We start from the raw sequence: 20,215 nt of genomic DNA, 5'->3' as shown, positions 1-20,215 counted from the left end.
TTTAATTTGTTCGCTTATTAATTCATCAAATACATGGATTTATTCAATATTTGTTTAATAATAGTACGTATAATAATTATAATCCTTCCAATATTATATGATCGTTTTAAGGATTCTTTATGTCACATTCTGATGAATTATCACTATTTCAAGAAATGATGGGCGATATAAAACCAATTACACAAGATACAGTGCTTCCTACTTCATCTCCGCATAAGGCAAATGAATCTCAACAAGCAAGAAAAGAAGCTGCACAAGCTTTAGCTGAAACAGACTCAGATTATTTATCTTTAGATACCGCGATTTTATTGCAACCTGATGATGTGATTGAATACAAACGTGACGGCATGCAAGATGGAGTCTATCGAAAAGTTCGTTTAGGTAAGTATGATATTCAAGCACGCTTAGATCTGCATAAACGAACGCTAAAACAGGCCAGAGATGAGATCTTACATTTTTTAAAGCAATGTCAAAAAATGGATATCCGTTTTGCCGTTATTGTTCATGGCAAAGGAGCTAAATCCAATCCTCCTGCTTTAATTAAAAGCCATGTTGCTCAATGGCTACCACAAATAAAAGAAGTCATGTGTGTTCACTCAGCAAAAACACAACATGGCGGAACTGGTGCTGTTTATGTGCTACTTAGAAAAAGTGAAGCTAAAAAATTAGATAATAGAGAAAAGCATCAAAAACGCAGCTCATAAAAAAAGCCTCCAAAGTTTTGGAGGCTTTTTCATATAAACATTAGCGCTTATTTATAAACAATCTCACCACGAGGTGCAAATTCATTCACATCAATTGGGCTATTTGTTTCTAAGAACTCTTTAAGTACTTCGGCATCAACAAAACCTGTATTTACATAACCTGGGTGATCTGAAATTTTAGGGTAACCATCACCACCTGCGGCATTGTAGCTTGGTACAGTAAAGCGATATGTGTTATCTAAACGCAATTGCTTACCACCAATAAACACATTTGATACTTTGCCATTCTCCACTGTCATCTTAATGCCTGCAAATTGAGCATAAGCACCAGAATCAACAGGTTTCGTTGCGACAACATTTAAGTAATCTAGTACTTCTTGGCCTGTCATATCAGCATAAGTAACGATATTTCCAAACGGTTGCACGGTTAACACGTCTTTATAGGTTACATCACCCATCTCAATTGAATCACGCACACCACCTGAGTTCATCACTGCAAAGTCCGCTTTAGCACGTTCCATATGAGATTGAGCAATTAAACGACCTAAATTTGTTTGTTGGAAACGAACCACATTACGGTCCCCTTCTAACTTTCCATTAGTTGATGCGATTTTCACATTCAACTGTCCTTGGCCTTTTTCTTGGTATGGTTTTAAGAATGCAAGTAATTCAGGATCTTGTTCAATCTCATTTTGGATAAATACACGCTGTTTTTTACCGTCGATTTTCACTTTTTTCTTTAAATTCACAGGAATAAGATCGTAACTTACCATCTCTAATTCGCCATTACGGAATTCAAAATCAGCTTTACCTACGTATTTACCCCATTCGTGCGCTTGAACAATCCAAGTACCGTTTTGCTGGTCTGGTTTACACTCATCACCTGGTGTAAAGTTTTTCTTAGCGACATTTGGGCCTTCCATACATACAGGCTCTTGTGAGTGACCACCCACAATCATGTCTAGCTCACCAAGCTCAAGTGAACGAGCTAAAGCAACATCACCTGGAGCGTTAATACCACGTTGACCATTTTCATAATGGCCCATATGCGTTACTGCAAAAATAAGATCCGGCTTTTCATTCGCTTCTAGCTCTGCAATGATTTTTTTCGCTTCTGCTTTAGGATCACGAAACTCTAAATCACCGATGTATTCTGGGTTACCAATTTTAGCCGTGTCTTCAGTTGTGAAACCAACAACAGCAATTTTAATACCTTGCTTTTCAAAGATTTCGTACGCTTGATATTTACGCTCACCCGTTGTTTTATCATAGATATTTGCTGATAGCATTGGGAATTCAGCCCAATCAATCTGCTTTTGTAGTACATCTAATGGATTATCAAATTCATGGTTACCAAGGGCAATTGCATCATAACCAATTTTGTTCATGCCTTTAAAATCTGGTTCAGCATCCTGAAGATCTGATTCAGGAACACCGGTATTAATATCACCACCAGAAAGAAGAAGAACGCTACCGCCTTGTGCTTGGACATCTGCTCGTAACTCATCAATCAGCGTTTTACGAGCCGCCATGCCATACTCGCCGTATTTATTCTGCCAAAAACGACCGTGGTTATCGTTTGTATGTAATACCGTTAGCTTATACGTAGTATCTTCTTGCCATGCATGCTCGGTTGTTGTTGCACAACCTGCTAGCGTTGTAACTAATGCAGCAGCAATCGCTGTTTTTAGAGAAAGACGTTCCATCATGTTTCACCATTCATTCAAGGGTAATAAACTAGACCAAATCAATCAATTACGAGTGGTTCAATCCAATAACCTGACCAAGTTTAAAAGAATTACGCTTTACTCTCACATTGATTTCATAAATATGTCTGTTAGATCACTAAAAATAACTCATAAATTACTAATAAATAATGAAACTAAAAACAATCGAATACAAAACACACAAAGCAAACGATTACCCAGCCAATGAGTTACAAATCAAAAAACATTTATGAATATAATAATAAATTTTTATATATTTTAGCCCAATCCAGTTAAGTTTTGTATGCACTTCCCGATAACAAATTAAGCCTTATAAAAATAATGAATAGTAGGCTCTATTTTTAGCAAAATTAACCCATGGATTTAGGTAGTATAATGAAACTAAAACATAAGCTAATAGGTGCAAGTGTACTCGCTGTCGTAATTACTGCATCTGCTTTAACTTGGCTTGCTTCAAGCCAGTTATTCGAACAAACTCGCAACGGAGTATACTCCCGAGCTGAAAGTGTTACTTCTGCAGCAACTACGGGGATCTCAAATTGGATTTCAATTAAAGCTGAAATCGCACATGCCACTAATGACTACACTCAAACAGAAAATATTATTTCATTTTTGCAGCTAAGTCGTAACGCTGGTGGATTTGATGATATTTTCTTTGGTACCCCTGCTGGGGAGATGTACCGCTCTCACCCTGAACGTAACCGTGCTGATTATGATCCTCGTCAACGCCCTTGGTATCAAGAAGCCCAGCGCGAAAATAAACAAATCATCACTTCTTCTTACCAAGATGCCATCACTCAATCACTATTAGTCACTATTGCTGAGCCAGTTTACAAAAACGGAACCTTCCTTGGGGTAATTGGTGCAGACGTACTGATCGACCAGTTAATCGACGATGTTATTAGCTTAGATGCAGGTAAAGATACTATCACTATGCTGATAGACAGTGACGGCACTTTCTTAGCCCATCCAAACAAATCATTAATCAAAAAAGAAGTAAATCGCTACTTTTCTGATATGACGCCGCAAAGTATTAAAGAGTCAATCAACAAAAATACTATCGAATTTGCTGAAATTAATGGAGACAGTAAGTTAGTGTATTTTGCACAAGTACCAAATACCCATTGGACATTTGCAATTGAAATGACACAAGAAACTGAAGAATCAGCCCACACAGCCCTTCTTCGTGAAATCATTTTATTAAGTATCGTGTTAACCGTTATTGTTGCTATCGGCGTAACAATGCTAGTTAATCTTTTATTTAGAGATCTAATCCGTGTTTCAGATGCATTAGCAGAAATATCATCAGGTGAAGGGGATTTAACACAACGTTTAGAACCACACAGTGATGATGAAGTAGGTCAACTGGCCGTTAACTTCAATACGTTTGTTGGTAATATGCATTCAATGGTTTGCCGTTTACGTGATATTTCAGTAACGCTAGCAAATCAAGCGAATTCTACTGCCGAAAGTGCTGAGGAACGCAATGTACGAATCCAGCACCAAATGGATGAAATCAATATGGTTGCTACTGCAATTAATGAAATGGCGGCAGCAACTCAAGAAATTGCAGGAAATGCAGATAACACAGCACAAACCGCAGAAGAAACAGTTACGGCATCAAATCATGGTGCTAAGCAAGTGAGTCAAAGCCAGCACTCTATTGATAACCTTGCAAAAGAAGTTGAAACAGCAACAGGGGTTATTGAAGAACTCCACCACAACGCTCAAAACATCAACACTATTCTTTCTACCATTCAAAACATTGCCGAACAAACAAACTTACTCGCGCTAAATGCCGCAATTGAAGCAGCACGTGCAGGTGAACAAGGTCGTGGTTTTGCTGTGGTTGCAGATGAAGTTCGAATTTTAAGTCAACGCACTCACGCCTCGACTCAAGAAATTCAGCAGATGATTGAAACACTGCAAGGAACAACACAAAAAGCCGTAGGGATTATGGAAGATAGCCAAAATCTCGCCAATACTAGTGTCGAAGATGCACAGTCGGCATCAGCAAGTTTGCTGCAAATTACGAATTCAGTAACTCAAATAAGTGATATGGCCGCTCAAATTGCGGCGGCGGCAGAAGAACAATCCTCAGTAACAGAAGAAATCACACGTAATACTGAAGCTGTTCGTGATGTATCAAATGAATTAACAGAAGAAACAAAACAATCAGTGATCCAAGCTTCAGGACTATCTGAACTTTCAAATGAGTTAAAACAAGAAATAGATCGATTCAAATTGTAAACTCATAAGAAACCTTCCCTCCAATAAAGACAGAATGTAACTTCACATTCTGTCTTTTTTTTTCAGAAAACAAAGATAAAACCGACCAAAAAGAAATTAATTCTGTTAGATATTGTAAAAAAACAACACACAATAGTTACGTGCTACACACAAGCAATTGATTAAATAACAAAAAATGACAACCCACCACTTTAACTACCCCTTTAGTGTAGTTTTATTTCGTAATTGATCCACGTCATATCGACATATTCATTCATAATTCATCATATCTATATATCAGAGATAATAGGAATCCTTATGAGCAAGATGAAGTTAGTCATCATCGGTAATGGCATGGTTGGTCATCGCTATATCGAAGATTTAGTAGATAAAACCGACGTTCAAAACATGGACATCACAGTGTTTTGTGAAGAGCCTCGTGTCGCGTACGACCGTGTTCACCTTTCTTCTTATTTTTCTCATCATACTGCAGATGAACTTTCTCTTGTAAAAGAAGGATTCTACGAAAAGCACAACATCAATGTTTTACTTGGTGAGCGTGCTATTAATATCAATCGTGAAAAACAAACCGTTTACTCAAGCACTGGCCGTGAGATTCAATACGACAAACTGGTTCTTGCAACAGGTTCTTACCCATTCGTTCCACCAATTAAAGGGAACGATGGTAAAGATTGTTTTGTTTATCGCACGATTGAAGATCTTAAATCTATCGAAGCGACGGCAAAAAACAGTAAAAGTGGTGTCGTTGTTGGTGGTGGTCTATTAGGCCTTGAAGCAGCTGGTGCATTAAAAGCACTTGGTGTAACGACTCACGTTGTTGAATTTGCACCGAAATTAATGGCAGAACAACTTGATCTTGCTGGTGGCAACCAACTTCGTCAAAAAATCGAACGCATGGGTGTTAATGTTCACACGAGCAAAAATACACTTGAAATTGTACCTGAAGGAAAAGATGCACGTAATGTCATGCGTTTTGCTGATGGTACTGAATTAGAAGCAGATTTTATCGTATTCTCTGCAGGTATTCGTCCTCAAGATAAACTGGCTCGTCAAATGGGTCTTGGTATTGCTCCTCGTGGCGGTATCGAAATCAATGATAACTGCCAAACTACCGATAAGAACATTTACGCAATTGGGGAATGTGCTTCTTGGAATCAAACCTTCTATGGCTTGGTTGCTCCTGGTTATAAAATGGCAACAGTTGCCGTTGACCACATTTTAGGTAATGACAGTAAGTTTCAAGGCGCAGACATGTCTGCAAAACTAAAACTGCTTGGCGTTAAAGTTGGCTCTATCGGTGATGCTAATGGTCGCACTCCTGGTTGTAAGAGCTACGTTTACCAAAATGAAGAACAAGAAGTTTACAAGCGTCTTATCGTTTCTGAAGACAACAAGAAGCTACTTGGTGCGGTAATGGTGGGAGACACATCTGACTATGGAGATCTTCTGCAACTTATGCTGAATGAAATCGACCTACCAGAACACCCTGACGCTCTTATTCTACCAGCACACGCTGGCGCAGAAAAACCAACACTAGGTGCTGACTCGCTTCCTGAATCTGCGGTTATCTGTTCATGCTTTGATGTAACCAAAGGCAAAATCGCTCAAGCGGTTGCAGATGGTCATCATACAATGGCTGATATTAAAGCGGTAACAGGCGCTGGTACCGGCTGTGGTGGCTGTATCCCTCTAGTTACCTCTGTACTTAATGCAGAATTAGCAAAGTCTGGTATCGAAGTTAAGAGTGACGTGTGTGAACACTTTGCTTATTCTCGCCAAGAGCTATTCCACCTTATTCGTATCGAAGAAATCAAAACGTTTGATGAACTTCTAGAAAAATACGGCAAAGGTTACGGTTGTGAAGTATGTAAACCTCTTGCTGGTTCTATCCTTGCTTCTTGCTGGGGTGAGCACATCCTTAAACCTGAACTAGTAAAACTGCACGATACCAACGATAACTTCCTAGGTAACATGCAAAAAGACGGTTCTTACTCTGTTATCCCTCGCATGGCGGGTGGCGAAGTAACACCTCAAGCACTAAGCGTTCTTGCTGATGTTGCAGCAGAATACAACCTGTACACCAAAATTACAGGCGCACAGCGTATCGGTCTATTTGGCGCTCAAAAAGATGACTTACCAGCAATCTGGAAGAAGTTAATCGCGGCTGGTTACGAGACTGGTCAAGCTTACGCAAAAGCACTTCGCATGGCTAAAACATGTGTTGGTTCAACGTGGTGTCGTTACGGTGTTCAAGACTCTGTAGGCCTAGGCGTAATGATCGAGAACCGTTATAAAGGCATCCGTACTCCTCATAAGATGAAGTTCGGCGTGTCTGGATGTACTCGTGAGTGTGCCGAAGCCCAAGGTAAAGACTTAGGTATTATCGCAACTGACGCAGGTTGGAACATGTATGTATGTGGTAACGGTGGTATGAAACCTCGTCACGCGGACTTACTGGCAAGCGATTTAGACCAAGAAACACTTATCAAATATATCGATCGTTTCATGATGTTCTACATTCGTACGGCTGCACCACTACAACGTACATCGGTATGGATGGATAACCTAGAAGGCGGCGTGGATTACCTACGTGAAGTCATCGTAGATAACAAACTGGGTATCAACGAGCAACTGGAACTGGATGTAGCAAAATTAGTGAACAACTTTGCATGTGAGTGGACAGATACAATTAACGACGAAACTCAACTTAAGCGTTTTGCTCACTTTATCAATGCTGATGAGCGTGATGAGAATGTTGTGTTTGTTTCTGATGGCCGTGAACAACACCGCCCAGCAACTTTTACTGAAAAACACCCAGAAGCAAAGGGTGACATCCTACACGTAGCAGCAACTGAATAAGAGCGAGAGAGTTAATTATGACTTCTAAATTCGTAAAAATCTGTCAACTAGAAGATATCATTCCAGGTACAGGGGTTTGTGCTCTTGTTAATGGTGAGCAAGTTGCCGTGTTTCGTCCATCAAAAGGCGAAGACGTACTGGCAATCAGTAATACTGACCCTTACTTCCAATCAAATGTTTTATCACGTGGTTTAATTGTTGAACACCAAGGTGAGCTTTGGGTGGCTAGTCCTCTAAAGAAACAGCGCTTTAACCTTACTACAGGTGTGTGCATGGAAGATGAGCAATTTAACGTTAAAGCATATAAAACTCGTGTTACTAAAGGTGCAGTAGAAATCTCAGCTTAGTTACTTACGTTAGATTTAATAGCTTAAAGGCTTGCTGTTTATCAACAGTTGATAACCAGCAAGCCTTTCACTATTCAATTTAAACTTTAATTTTTTATAAGGACACATTCATGTCTACTATTGACTTTAAACCAGCAGAATTTGTACAAACCATGATTAATGTTGGTGAAGCAAAAGTAAAAACAAGCACTCGAGATCTTCTAATACGAAGCACAATGGCTGGTATTATTTTATCTCTGGCGGTGGTAGTTGCTATTACGACCATTGTACAAACTGGTGTTGGTATCGTTGGTGCACTTGTCTTCCCTGTTGGTTTTGTTATTTTGAGTGTAATGGGCTATGACCTAGTAACGGGGGTGTTTGGTCTTGCTCCATTGGCAAAATTTGATAACCGTCCTGGCATTACTTGGGGTCGTATTTTCCGCTGCTGGGGTCTTGTTGGTCTAGGTAACCTTATTGGTTCATTAATTGTTGCTTATCTTGTTGCGGTTTCTCTAACAGGTAACTTCTCTTTAGAGTTAAACGCGGTCGCGAAGAAGTTTATCGCTGTATCGACAGGCCGTAGCTTAGGTTTTGAAAATATGGGCATGGATGGTTGGATCACGTGTTTTGTCCGCGCTATTTTCTGTAACCTAATGGTATGTTTAGGTGTGATTGGTAATATGACAGCTCGCACAGTGTCTGGCCGTGTAGCAATGATGTGGTTCCCAATTTTTATCTTCTTCGCACTAGTATTTGAGCACACAGTAGTAAACATGTTCCTATTCCCACTGGGTATGATTCTTGGTGCTGATTTCGGTATCGCTACATGGTTGAACTTCAACCTTATCCCTACTATTTTAGGTAATATTGTTGGCGGCCTACTATTTACTTGTATTCCTCTTTATCTTACTCACGCAAAAACAGCACCATCATTGGATGCTAAGTAATTAGTAACGAATAAAGTTAGTTATAACTCATTCAAATTAAATCACTCTTAATCAAGTATTAAGGGTGATTTTTTTTATCGACTCTTACATACTAGAGTAAAATAAAAACATAATGCAGGAATCTATTATGCCAAGTATTCAAGCTCAATCTGAGCAACACAAACAAACCGGACTTGTTTCTCTTGTTGGCGCAGGTCCCGGTGATCCTGAATTATTAACCATGAAAGGTTATCGCTTAATTAAAGACGCTGATGTTCTTGTTTATGACCGCCTTGTATCCAAAGAAATTTTAGCGCTTGCGAACGATAAAGCAGAAATGATTTATGTTGGTAAGAAACTTGACTTTCATTTCGTCCCACAAGATAAAATAAACCAAATACTGGTAGATAAAGCACAAGAAGGTAAACGTGTTGTGCGTCTTAAAGGTGGCGATTCATTTATCTTTGGTCGAGGCGGTGAAGAGTTAGAAACCCTGGCTGAAAACGGTGTTCAATTTGAAGTAATTCCTGGTATTACCGCCGCTGCTGGGGCTACCTCTTATGCTGGTATTCCCCTTACCCATCGAGACCATGCACAAAGTGTCCAGTTTATTACCGCTCATGTTCAAAAAGACGGAGCAGAAATTGAATGGGACGCTTTAGTTCGTTCAAACAATACCTTGGTTTTCTACATGGGGTTAAAGCAATCTCCACACATTTCAACCCAGTTAATTGAGCATGGATTAGCAGCAGATACGCCTTGTGCTATTATTGAACGTGGTACAACACAAAAACAAAAAGTATTTACAGGTACCATTTCAGAATTAGCTCAAATGGCAAAAAAAGCCATTAGCCCGTCATTAATTGTTGTGGGTAGTGTAACGACATTACATAAAAAACTAGATTGGTTTTCACCAAACTCAGCAAATACTGAATAAGCATTTAAACCAAACACAAAAAAGCCCAAGAAAGTTATCTCTCTTGGGCTTTAATTTATCTAGCTACTCTCAATATTATTTAATATCGATGTGCTCAAAACCTTTAATTAAATCATCTAGCGCTTTCATTTGTTTCAAGAAAGGTTCTAGTTGATCTAGCGGTAATGCTGAAGGACCATCACACAGTGCTTTATCTGGATTCGGATGCGCTTCAATAAATAGGCCTGCAATACCTGTCGCTAAACCCGCTTTTGCAAGTTCTACTGTTTGTGCACGACGGCCGCCAGACGCTTTACCACTTGGATCACGGTTCTGTAGAGAATGCGTTACATCAAAGATGATTGGGCTACCATTTGACGCTTTTTTCATTACACCAAAACCAAGCATATCAACCACTAGGTTGTCGTAACCCATGCACGAACCACGCTCACAAAGAATGATATTTTCATTCCCACACTCTGCAAACTTATCAACAATATTGCCGACTTGATCTGGACTCATAAACTGTGGTTTCTTAACGTTAATCACAGCACCAGTTCTTGCCATCGTCTCAACTAAGTCTGTTTGACGAGCAAGAAAAGCTGGTAGTTGGATAACATCCACCACATCCGCAACAGGCTGAGCTTGTGCTTCTGTATGAATATCCGTAATAATTTTAACGCCAAAAGTATCTTTCAACTCTTGGAATATTTTTAAACCTTCTTCCATACCAGGACCGCGGTATGAATGAATTGAAGAACGGTTTGCTTTATCAAAAGACGCTTTAAATACGTAAGGAATGCCTAATTTATCAGTAATTTCTACGTACTTCTCACAGATTTGCATTGCAAGATCACGAGATTCTAATACGTTCATACCTGCAAATAAGGTAAACGGCTTATCATTTGCGACATCGATATTGCCAATTTTTACTGTTTTTTGATTTTGCATTATCTTCACTCTTAATGGAGAACGGTAGGATGTTGTTGTAATAACAGTTGAACTTGCTCTTTCACCAATAGCACTGATGGATCATTTGGGCACTGCTCAATAAAATATTCTAAATCGCTTTTTGCAACTTCATTACAGTGTAGTTGTTGATAGATTAATCCTCTATCACGAATTTCAAATGGATCATCCGGCACCATAGTCAGTGCCAAATCACTGCATGTTAATGCAAACGCAAATTTTTTCTCTCGAATACAAGCCGTTTTAATCACCGCAAGTAAACGCCCAATTAAGGTCACATTATCAATCGACTCAAGGTGTACCGGCAAAATTTTTGCTAACGGACCACCGTAACCGATTAACCAAGCCGTCATTAAATGCTCACCGATATACTGACCATCAAATGGGTTTATATAGCGAGTTTCCTGATTTGGCCAATCCACTCTTAAAACGAGTTGAGTTGGGAAATTGATAGCGCTGACAGGAAGGTTTACATAGTCACAAAGATATAAAAATAGAGCACCCAAAGTAACTGGAATGCCTTTTTTAGTATCAATCACATGATCAATAAACGCGTTTTCAGAGTTAAAGTAGGTATAAATATCACCTTGATACCCCCATTCAACATAAAAAAGTTGAAGTAACCGCTCTAAACGTTGTTCGTCATTGAGTTCATGAGCTAATACTTGCTCTGCTTCTACGCACATTTCTTGCAGTTTGGTGTCAACCCATTGCTTTTGTATGCTTGGATTAATAGCAACATTAAGTGCTAAAGCGCCTTCAACAAGACTCAAGCTTTCTAAATTTTCACCAAATAACTGCAACATGATTACCCCAGAAATGTTGGCACTTTAGTCACGGCTATCTTAGCTGCAACCATTAGCCAGCCTAACGCGCCAAGAAAAGCAAAGGTCTTAAATACTTTATTTTTACCATTGTTTAGCGTGACAAAAGCTAAAGCGATATAAACCATTACACACGTTAGTTTTTCTGTTAACCAAGGCGCTGAACCTGTAAATGGAATAAACCCAGTAATAAAGATAAGCGCAATACCACTCAATAGCATTGCAGAGTCAACAACGTGAGGCACTCGCTTTAAAAACGCTTTATTGCGAAGGTCTGAATCAACCATCATCAATACGTAACGAACGACAAATAATAATACGCTACAAGCGATCATAAATAGATGAATGTGTTTAACAGCGGTATACATGAATTATCCTTTATTCTCTGTGTTTACTGTCCATTGACCCAAGGTTACTCGGTCATTGCCAGCATAATCTTTCTCTGTTTTAACATTAATGAAGCCATACTCGATAAAGTAATCACGTAATTGATTACCTTGCTCAAAGCCATGCTCCATCAATAACCAGCCGTTATCAATAAGATGTTGACGACTGTGATCAATAATATGAAGTAAATCAGCAAAGCCTTCTTGCTCTGCTACCAAGGCCGTTTGAGGCTCAAATCGTACATCACCTTGAGATAGATGAGGATCATTACCGTCAATATAAGGAGGATTACTGACTATAATATCAAATTGGTCTTCCTGAGAAATTGGAGTAAACCAACTGCCCTGCCGAAATTCGGTATTAGTAATGTGATTATCTTTTGCGTTTCCTCTTGCTAATTCAACCGCATCATCTTGATAATCGACACCCATTACCTTCAGTTTTGGTAGCTCAGAGGCAATCGCAAGAGCAATAGCTCCAGTACCTGTCCCTAAATCCAAGACACGACTAGACGACTCAGTAAGAAGATCTAAAGCAACTTCAACTAAACGCTCTGTATCCGGTCTTGGGATCAGTGTTGTTGGTGATACTTTAAGTGGTAATGACCAGAATTCACGATATCCCACAATATAAGCAATAGGTTCACCAGCAAGACGTCGTTCTAGTAAAGCATCAAAATTACTCAGCTCTTCGTCTGATACCACTTTTTCTGGCCAAGTAAGTAAATAACTTCTTGGTTTACCAAGAACATGACACAACAGCACAGCAGCATCAACTTGAGGGGAATCACTCCCCTCAAGTACTAATGATTGAATTGAGCGTTTCAGCAACGCTTCAATAGATAAGCTCATTAGTTATTTTCAGCTAATGCAGCAAGTTGGTCTGCTTGATACTCCAGAACAACAGGTTCAATCAGCGAAGCTAAGTCACCTTCTAGCACTTCGTTTAAGCGGTAGATAGTTAAGTTGATACGGTGATCAGAAACACGACCTTGTGGGTAGTTGTAAGTACGAATACGATCAGAACGGTCACCAGAACCTAATAAGTTACGACGCGTATCAGATACTGCTTCAGCACGACGAGCTTGTTCAGCTTGAATAATACGAGCTGCCAGAACCGACATCGCTTTTGCTTTGTTTTTATGTTGTGAACGCTCATCCTGACACTCAACAACCGTACCTGTTGGTAAGTGAGTAATACGGATTGCTGAATCAGTGGTGTTAACGTGCTGACCACCCGCGCCTGATGCACGGAAGGTATCAATTTTTAAATCTGCTGCTTTGATTTCAGGAAGATCCGCTTCTGGAATTTCAGCCATTACAGCAACAGTACATGCTGAGGTATGTACACGACCTTGAGATTCAGTTTCTGGTACACGTTGCACACGGTGACCACCTGATTCAAATTTCAGTACGCCATAAGCGCCATCACCGCTTACTTTTGCAATCATTTCTTTAAAGCCACCTTGCTCAGAAACATTCGAGCTCATGACTTCGATGCGCCAGCCCTTTTTCTCTGCAAAACGTGAATACATGCGGAAAAGGTTACCAGCAAATATACCGGCTTCATCACCACCCGCACCCGCACGAATTTCTAAGAAACAGTTACGTTCATCGTTTGGATCTTTTGGTAATAAAAGCACTTGCAACTCATCAGTAAGGCGCTCAATAGCTTCCTTAGCTTCTTTAATCTCTTCTTGCGCCATTTCGCGCATTTCAGCATCATCTTCTTGCGCCATTTCTTCAGCAGCAACTAAATCTTCTTGAGCTTGTTCGTACGCTTGGAAGCACTGTGTTACTTCTTCTAGTTGAGAATATTCACGCGATAAAGCTCGGAATTTATTTTGATCACCAATAACGCCTGGATCACCTAATAAATGCTGAACTTCTTCATAACGCTCAACCAGCGTTTCTAGTTTTACTCGAATTGATGCTTTCATAATAGTATTTATTCTTTTCTTTATGTTGGTAGCGAATGCTACACTTAGTTGTCTAGACCAATACTTTGACGTATCACAGTAAGTTTTTCTGACTCACCATTTTTGGCGGCCTTCTGCATAGCAAGTGTTGGTGCATGAATGAGTTTATTGGTTAATTTATTACTTAATTCTGCCAAAACTTTTTCTGCATTTTGACCAGAAGCGAGCGCTTGAATACTTTTTTGCAATAGCTCAGTTCGAATCGCTTCTGAATTATCACGGTATTCACGAATACTTTTAACAGCTTGACGCGAGCGGATCCAAGTCATGAAGCTTGCACTTTCTTCACTGACAATAGCTTCGGCTTGAATCGCTTCAATTTTTCGTTGCTCAATGTTGTGATCGATGATCGACTTAAGATCATCAACAGAATACAGATAGGCATCATTTAACTCAGCCACTTCTCCCTCAATATCACGAGGGACCGCAATATCGACAAACAACATTGGCTGATGTTTGCGTTGCTTTAAAGCGCTTTCAACCATCCCTTTACCAATAATTGGCAATGGGCTAGCGGTAGAGCTGATAATAATATCGGCTTTTGATAAATGTTCTGGGATTTCTGGAAGACTAATAACATCCGCATTAAATTGCTCTGCAAGCCCCATAGCTCTTTCGCGAGTTCGGTTAGCAACAATCAATTTTTTACAACCGGCAGCATCTAAATGCTTAGCAACTAACTCAATGGTTTCGCCTGCCCCAACCAAAAGGACCGTTGACTCAGCAAGGGATTCGAAAATTTGACGAGCTAAAATACAAGCGGCATAAGCAACAGATACCGCATTACCGCCAATATTAGTTTCTGTTCTGACCCGTTTGGCTACAGAAAAATCACTTTGAAATAGTTTTTCAATAGTCCCCTCTACTGCATTACGCTCACGCGCATCAGCGAAGGCTTTTTTTACTTGACCTAAAATCTGTGGCTCACCTAATACTAATGAATCTAAGCCACAAGAAACACGCATTAAATGTTTTACCGCCGCTTGTTCTTCATAAACATAGATGCTTGGCATCAACAGCTCTAAAGAAACATCGTGAAATTCAGCTAACCAGTTAATAACATAGCCACTACTGATCCCCATTTTCACTTCGCAATAGATTTCAGTTCGATTGCAAGTCGATAGAATCACGCCGCTTTGAATCGCATCACTGTTTTTTAGTTCATCTAATGCTCTAGTTAATTTATCTGGAGAGAAAGCAACTCTCTCACGTAAATCAACTGAGGCTGATGTATGATTGATTCCAATAACAAGCAATGACATTCGGCAAACAGACCAATAAAAAAATAACAAGGGCGGATTTTACTTGATGCCGCCCAATTTTAAAAGGCATAGGGGCTATCAGGAGAGAAATTAGTGAGCAATAAGCACTATTTGTATCCAAATATTCAAACAATTTGCTACAATCTGATACCTACTTTAGATTAAACATGAGATTTTTAATGACGCTTCCTCATTTTACTCGCTTTCCATTAGTTGTTCTTATCTTTACTCTTTTTCTGAGTGCTTGTTCTAGTGTTCCTTTAACGCCACAACAATCGACTAATTGGAATAAACATCAAACTAAACTACAAGAAATAAATGAGTATAAAGTCACTGGAAAAATTGGCTATAAATCCCCAGAACAACGTCATAGCTTAAATTTCCAATGGACTCAAAACCAAGACAATAGTGAGCTGTTATTAACCACATTTTTAGGCCAAACGGTTCTCAAAGTTTCAATGAATCAAGGCAATACCATTGTAGAAACGGGAGATGACCAAACTTTTGAAGGTACAGACCCTGGGCGACTTATCTACGGTCTCACAGGTCTTAATATGCCGATTGCTTATCTTGGTGATTGGATAAAAGGATTACCTACCGCAGCTGATGACTTTCAATTAAATGAATTAAATACCATAGAGCACTTATCAAAGCAGGTTGGACAAACTAACTGGCATCTACGCTATAACAGCTATAGCGATAATGAACAGCTCCTATTGCCAAATTCAATGACGCTTACTCAACAAAACACCACAATTAAAATCATTGCTTCAAATTGGATTGTTTCTCAATGATAAAAAATTACTCAATGATAAATACCTCTACTCGCTGGCCTTCTCCTGCGAAACTCAACTTATTTCTTTATATTAATGGCCAACAAGAAAATGGCTATCATGAACTTCAAACTCTATTTCAGTTCATCGATTTATGTGACTACCTAACTATTACGCCTAATAAGACCGGTAAAATCACCTTATCTCCAGATATCCCGGGAGTTAAAACAGAAGATAATTTGATCTGGAAAGCAGCAACTCTTCTCCAGCAGCATACTTCATCCGTGCTCGGTGCTCATATCGAAATAGAAAAAGTACTTCCTATGGGAGGAGGTATTGGTGGTGGTTCTTCTAATGCTGCAACGGTTTTAGTTGCTTTGAATTTCCTTTGGCAGTTGAATTTGCCCAACAATGCGCTTAGTGAGTTGGGCGTAAGATTGGGGGCAGACGTCCCTATCTTTGTTCACGGTTTTTCTGCATTTGCAGAAGGTGTTGGCGAGAAATTACAACCAGCCAACCCTAAAGAGTTATGGTACGTATTAATTAAGCCAAACGTAAGCATTGCAACCGTTGATGTCTTCACCCACCCTGATTTGATTAGAAATACACCAAAACAGTCACTTAATGCACTTTTAGACGCTCCATACGAAAACGATTGCGAAAAAATTGTCAGAAGTGTGTATCCAGAGGTTGATTACCAACTTTCATGGCTGTTAGAATATGCGCCATCAAGATTAACCGGAACAGGCGCTTGTGTTTTTGCTGAATTTAACAGCGAAAAAGAAGCACAAGAGGTTTATTCCTTAATCCCTGATAATGCAACCGGATTTATCACTCGAGGTATGAATACTTCGCCACTCAACCACAAACTGGAAGAGTATAAATCATTATGCAAAATATAAAATTCTCACAATTTGGACGCAACCCTGAGGTTTCCACCGTGCCTGACATGAAGCTATTTGCTGGTAATGCAACTCCTGAACTAGCGCAACGTATCGCTGATCGACTATACATTTCACTTGGTGACGCTACTGTCGATCGTTTTTCTGACGGCGAAGTAGCTGTTCAAATTAACGAGAATGTACGTGGTAGTGATGTTTTCATCATTCAATCTACATGTGCCCCTACTAATGACAACATCATGGAATTAGTAGTAATGATCGACGCACTTCGTCGTGCTTCTGCTGGCCGTATCACTGCGGTAATCCCATACTTTGGTTATGCTCGTCAAGATCGTCGCGTACGTTCTGCTCGTGTACCAATCACTGCAAAAGTTATTGCTGATATGCTTTCAAACGTTGGTGTTGACCGCGTTTTAACTATCGACCTTCACGCTGAACAAATTCAAGGTTTCTTCGACGTACCAGTAGACAACATCTTCGGTACTCCTGTACTGCTTGATGACATGCGCACTCGTGGTCTAGAAAATCCAGTTGTTGTTTCTCCTGATCTAGGTGGTGTTGTTCGTGCTCGCGCAACAGCAAAAGCATTAGGTGATGTTGATATCGCTATCGTTGATAAACGTCGTCCACGTGCAAACGTATCAGAAGTAATGAACCTTATTGGTGATGTTGACGGTCGTGACTGTGTTATCGTTGATGACATGATCGATACTGGCGGTACATTATGTAAAGCAGCTGAAGCACTTAAAGAACGCGGTGCTAAACGTGTATTTGCTTATGCAACTCACGCTGTATTCTCTGGTTCAGCAGCAGAAAACATTGCAAACTCGGTATTAGACCAAGTTGTGGTTACTGACTCGATTACTCTATCTAAAGAAATGGCAGCAACAGGCAAAGTAACTGAACTAAGCCTTTCTCGCATGCTAGCTGAAGCGATTCGTCGTATCAGCAATGAAGAGTCAATCTCTGCAATGTTTGATCACTAATCAAACAAAAATCTATTCAAACGCCCTGCTATATGCGGGGCGTTTTTGTATTTGGATTTCTTGTGTTAATATGGCGCGCCTTTTTAATGGGACATACTAATACCATTAATTTTCTTTCGTTTCTTTTATACGAATAAGTTTATTAATGATATTGGTATCCAAATAGAGAGATAAGCCTTTGAGTAATCAAATCAAACTTCTTGTTGGACTAGCAAACCCTGGTCTTGAGTATAAAAGAACTCGCCATAATGCAGGGGCATGGGTCGTCGAAGAGCTAGCTCGTATGCACAACGTTTCACTGCGAGAAGAAGCTAAGTTTTTCGGGTTAACAGGTAGGATCCAAAGCAATGGCCAAGATCTTCGCTTATTAATCCCAACAACATTTATGAATTTATCAGGTAAAGCGATTGCTTCATTAGCTAAGTTTTACCAAATAAAACCAGAAGAGATTTTAGTTGCTCATGATGAGCTAGATCTCCCTCCTGGGGTAGCAAAATTCAAAAAAGGTGGTGGTCACGGAGGTCATAATGGCTTACGAGATACCATTACTAAATTAGCCAATACGAAAGAGTTCTATCGACTCCGTATTGGTATTGGCCACCCTGGCCACAAAGATAAAGTTGCCGGTTTTGTTTTAGGAAAAGCGCCTACCAAAGAGCAAGAGTTAATCGATGCTGCTGTAGATGAATCTACACGCTGTTTAGATATCTTGCTTAAAGATGGATTAAGTAAAGCACAAAATCGTTTACACACATTCAAAGCTGAATAACACAGATAAGGTTTACATCATGGGTTTTAAATGCGGAATCGTTGGTCTTCCAAACGTTGGTAAGTCAACACTGTTTAACGCACTAACTAAAGCGGGAATTGAAGCGGCAAACTTCCCTTTCTGTACAATTGAACCAAACACAGGTGTGGTTCCTGTTCCAGATCTACGTTTAGACGCATTAGCTAAAATCGTAAATCCAGAGCGTATTCTTCCAACGACAATGGAATTCGTTGATATCGCAGGTCTTGTAGCTGGTGCATCTAAAGGTGAAGGTCTAGGTAATAAATTCCTAGCAAACATCCGTGAAACAGACGCTATTGGCCATGTTGTTCGTTGTTTTGAAAATGAAAACATCATTCACGTAGCTGGTAAAATCTCACCGATTGAAGATATCGAGATCATCAACCTTGAGCTTGCTCTAGCTGATTTAGATTCATGTGAACGTGCAATCTTCCGTCAAACGAAGAAAGCAAAAGGTGGCGATAAAGACGCTAAGTTTGAAATCTCAGTACTTGAAAAACTGCTGCCTGTATTCACAGAAGGTGGAATGGCTCGCACTGTTGAACTAGCAAAAGAAGAAATCGCAGCTGTTTCTTACCTGAATTTCTTAACACTAAAACCAACAATGTATATTGCTAACGTTAGTGAAGATGGTTTTGAAAACAACCCATTCCTAGATATGGTTCGTGAATACGCAGAAAAAGAAAACAACGTAGTTGTTCCAGTATGTGCAGCTATTGAATCTGAGCTTTCTGAACTAGATGATGAAGATCGCGAAGAATTCCTTGCTGATATGGGCATCGAAGAACCAGGCCTAAACCGAGTGATCCGCTCTGGTTACGAACTACTAACTCTACAAACGTATTTCACTGCGGGTGTAAAAGAAGTTCGCGCTTGGACTATCCCAGTAGGAGCAACTGCACCACAAGCTGCAGGTAAGATCCACACAGACTTTGAAAAAGGCTTTATCCGTGCAGAAGTTGTTGGCTATGATAACTTTATTGAATTTAGTGGCGAGAGCGGCGCTAAAGAAGCCGGCAAATGGCGCCTAGAAGGAAAAGATTACATCGTTAAAGATGGTGATGTAGTGCATTTCCGCTTCAACGTATAATAAAAAAGGCCAGCAAATTTGCTGGCCTTTTTATTACTTGTCTATATTTCAAACAGTTAAAAGCTATTATTCTTCTCACTGCTCATCAGTACCACTTCTTGTTTTCAACTCTTATCCCTATTCTTTTGCTCTTATTCACTCTTATTTGCATATAAAAAGTACGCTTTGATTAAATTCCGTTCGAACAATCAAAGATTTCATATTTTTTTCAAAAAAGTGTTGACGCATAAGCCTCTGATACGCATAATGCGCTCCGTCCTCACCGATAAGACGGAAGAGAGACGAGTTAGAAATAAATAAACAATTTGGCTACTTAGCTCAGCTGGTTAGAGCACATCACTCATAATGATGGGGTCACAGGTTCAAATCCCGTAGTAGCCACCATACAACTTTTAATTGATTTACCAATCGTCAATTAAAATATAGAATAACTACTCTTTGTAGATTAAGTGACTATCAGTCCTTAATAATCAAACAGTAGAACGCGGACGTGGCGGAATTGGTAGACGCACCAGATTTAGGTTCTGGCGCCGCAAGGTGTGA

The 20,215-nt window shown here is 39.7% G+C and carries 18 protein-coding genes and 1 tRNA gene; 12 read left to right on the top strand and 7 right to left on the bottom strand.

Going from position 1 to position 20,215, the window contains the following annotated elements; all coding sequences use genetic code 11:
- Window positions 1-119: 119 nt before the first annotated feature.
- Window positions 120-704, top strand: a complete 585-nt coding sequence (gene smrA / locus PVK63_RS00095) for a DNA endonuclease SmrA (protein WP_130049271.1) — start codon at window positions 120-122, stop codon at window positions 702-704.
- 47 nt (window positions 705-751) lie between these two features.
- Here the strand turns inward: smrA and ushA are convergent, their stop codons facing one another.
- On the bottom strand, window positions 752-2,413 hold the full coding sequence (ushA, locus tag PVK63_RS00090; RefSeq protein ID WP_165371169.1) for a bifunctional UDP-sugar hydrolase/5'-nucleotidase UshA: 1,662 nt from the start codon (window positions 2,411-2,413) through the stop codon (window positions 752-754).
- A 393-nt stretch (window positions 2,414-2,806) separates the two neighbouring features.
- Between ushA and PVK63_RS00085 the strand changes: the two genes are divergently transcribed.
- From PVK63_RS00085 to cobA, 5 genes are all read left to right on the top strand, one after another.
- Window positions 2,807-4,681: a methyl-accepting chemotaxis protein gene (locus tag PVK63_RS00085; RefSeq protein ID WP_130086599.1), complete on the top strand. Its 1,875-nt coding sequence runs from the start codon at window positions 2,807-2,809 to the stop codon at window positions 4,679-4,681.
- 297 nt (window positions 4,682-4,978) lie between these two features.
- On the top strand, window positions 4,979-7,540 hold the full coding sequence (gene nirB / locus PVK63_RS00080; RefSeq protein WP_130086598.1) for a nitrite reductase large subunit NirB: 2,562 nt from the start codon (window positions 4,979-4,981) through the stop codon (window positions 7,538-7,540).
- Between the two features lie 17 nt (window positions 7,541-7,557).
- A complete protein-coding gene (gene nirD, locus PVK63_RS00075; RefSeq protein ID WP_130049273.1) occupies window positions 7,558-7,887 on the top strand; it encodes a nitrite reductase small subunit NirD in 330 nt (109 codons plus the stop codon).
- A 110-nt stretch (window positions 7,888-7,997) separates the two neighbouring features.
- Complete coding sequence (locus PVK63_RS00070; RefSeq protein WP_130086597.1) at window positions 7,998-8,816, top strand: formate/nitrite transporter family protein; 819 nt, start codon at window positions 7,998-8,000, stop codon at window positions 8,814-8,816.
- Between the two features lie 127 nt (window positions 8,817-8,943).
- Entirely contained in the window at window positions 8,944-9,732 is a 789-nt protein-coding gene (cobA, locus tag PVK63_RS00065; RefSeq protein WP_130049275.1) for a uroporphyrinogen-III C-methyltransferase, read from the top strand.
- A 75-nt stretch (window positions 9,733-9,807) separates the two neighbouring features.
- On the opposite strand, the gene kdsA is transcribed toward cobA, so the two are convergent.
- The 6 genes from kdsA to hemA are packed head-to-tail and all read right to left on the bottom strand — an operon-like array spanning window position 9,808 to window position 15,131.
- Window positions 9,808-10,662: a 3-deoxy-8-phosphooctulonate synthase gene (gene kdsA / locus PVK63_RS00060; RefSeq protein WP_130086596.1), complete on the bottom strand. Its 855-nt coding sequence runs from the start codon at window positions 10,660-10,662 to the stop codon at window positions 9,808-9,810.
- A gap of 11 nt (window positions 10,663-10,673) precedes the next feature.
- Window positions 10,674-11,486, bottom strand: a complete 813-nt coding sequence (locus PVK63_RS00055) for a SirB1 family protein (protein WP_130086595.1) — start codon at window positions 11,484-11,486, stop codon at window positions 10,674-10,676.
- 2 nt (window positions 11,487-11,488) lie between these two features.
- Complete coding sequence (locus PVK63_RS00050; protein WP_130043078.1) at window positions 11,489-11,872, bottom strand: SirB2 family protein; 384 nt, start codon at window positions 11,870-11,872, stop codon at window positions 11,489-11,491.
- A 3-nt stretch (window positions 11,873-11,875) separates the two neighbouring features.
- Complete coding sequence (gene prmC / locus PVK63_RS00045) at window positions 11,876-12,742, bottom strand: peptide chain release factor N(5)-glutamine methyltransferase (RefSeq protein WP_130086594.1); 867 nt, start codon at window positions 12,740-12,742, stop codon at window positions 11,876-11,878.
- Window positions 12,742-13,830, bottom strand: coding sequence for a peptide chain release factor 1 (gene prfA, locus PVK63_RS00040; RefSeq protein WP_130043076.1), 1,089 nt, complete (start codon window positions 13,828-13,830; stop codon window positions 12,742-12,744). Before prfA ends, prmC begins: the two co-directional genes overlap by 1 nt.
- Before the next feature lie 44 nt (window positions 13,831-13,874).
- Window positions 13,875-15,131, bottom strand: a complete 1,257-nt coding sequence (gene hemA / locus PVK63_RS00035; RefSeq protein ID WP_130086593.1) for a glutamyl-tRNA reductase — start codon at window positions 15,129-15,131, stop codon at window positions 13,875-13,877.
- A gap of 167 nt (window positions 15,132-15,298) precedes the next feature.
- Between hemA and lolB the strand changes: the two genes are divergently transcribed.
- The 6 genes from lolB to PVK63_RS00005 all read left to right on the top strand — a co-directional run bounded on the left by lolB (window position 15,299) and on the right by PVK63_RS00005 (window position 20,056).
- Window positions 15,299-15,925, top strand: a complete 627-nt coding sequence (gene lolB, locus PVK63_RS00030) for a lipoprotein insertase outer membrane protein LolB (RefSeq protein WP_242511051.1) — start codon at window positions 15,299-15,301, stop codon at window positions 15,923-15,925.
- A 14-nt stretch (window positions 15,926-15,939) separates the two neighbouring features.
- Window positions 15,940-16,806 (top strand): 4-(cytidine 5'-diphospho)-2-C-methyl-D-erythritol kinase, encoded by an 867-nt coding sequence (gene ispE / locus PVK63_RS00025; RefSeq protein WP_130049282.1) that lies wholly within the window; start codon window positions 15,940-15,942, stop codon window positions 16,804-16,806.
- Window positions 16,807-16,844: 38 nt separating this feature from the next.
- Window positions 16,845-17,792, top strand: a complete 948-nt coding sequence (locus PVK63_RS00020; protein WP_105055548.1) for a ribose-phosphate pyrophosphokinase — start codon at window positions 16,845-16,847, stop codon at window positions 17,790-17,792.
- A gap of 178 nt (window positions 17,793-17,970) precedes the next feature.
- Complete coding sequence (pth, locus tag PVK63_RS00015; RefSeq protein ID WP_130043074.1) at window positions 17,971-18,561, top strand: aminoacyl-tRNA hydrolase; 591 nt, start codon at window positions 17,971-17,973, stop codon at window positions 18,559-18,561.
- A 19-nt stretch (window positions 18,562-18,580) separates the two neighbouring features.
- Window positions 18,581-19,672 carry a redox-regulated ATPase YchF gene (gene ychF, locus PVK63_RS00010; RefSeq protein WP_130043073.1) on the top strand — a complete coding sequence of 364 codons (1,092 nt, stop codon included), beginning with the start codon at window positions 18,581-18,583 and terminating at the stop codon, window positions 19,670-19,672.
- 307 nt (window positions 19,673-19,979) lie between these two features.
- Window positions 19,980-20,056, top strand: a tRNA-Met gene (locus tag PVK63_RS00005).
- Window positions 20,057-20,215: the final 159 nt, after the last annotated feature.

The organism is Aliivibrio sp. S2TY2 (assembly GCF_028765525.1).
Taxonomy (GTDB): Bacteria; Pseudomonadota; Gammaproteobacteria; order Enterobacterales; family Vibrionaceae; genus Aliivibrio; species Aliivibrio finisterrensis_A.
Note: the sequence above shows the minus strand (reverse complement) of the source record. Positions and strands in the feature narration are given on the sequence as shown.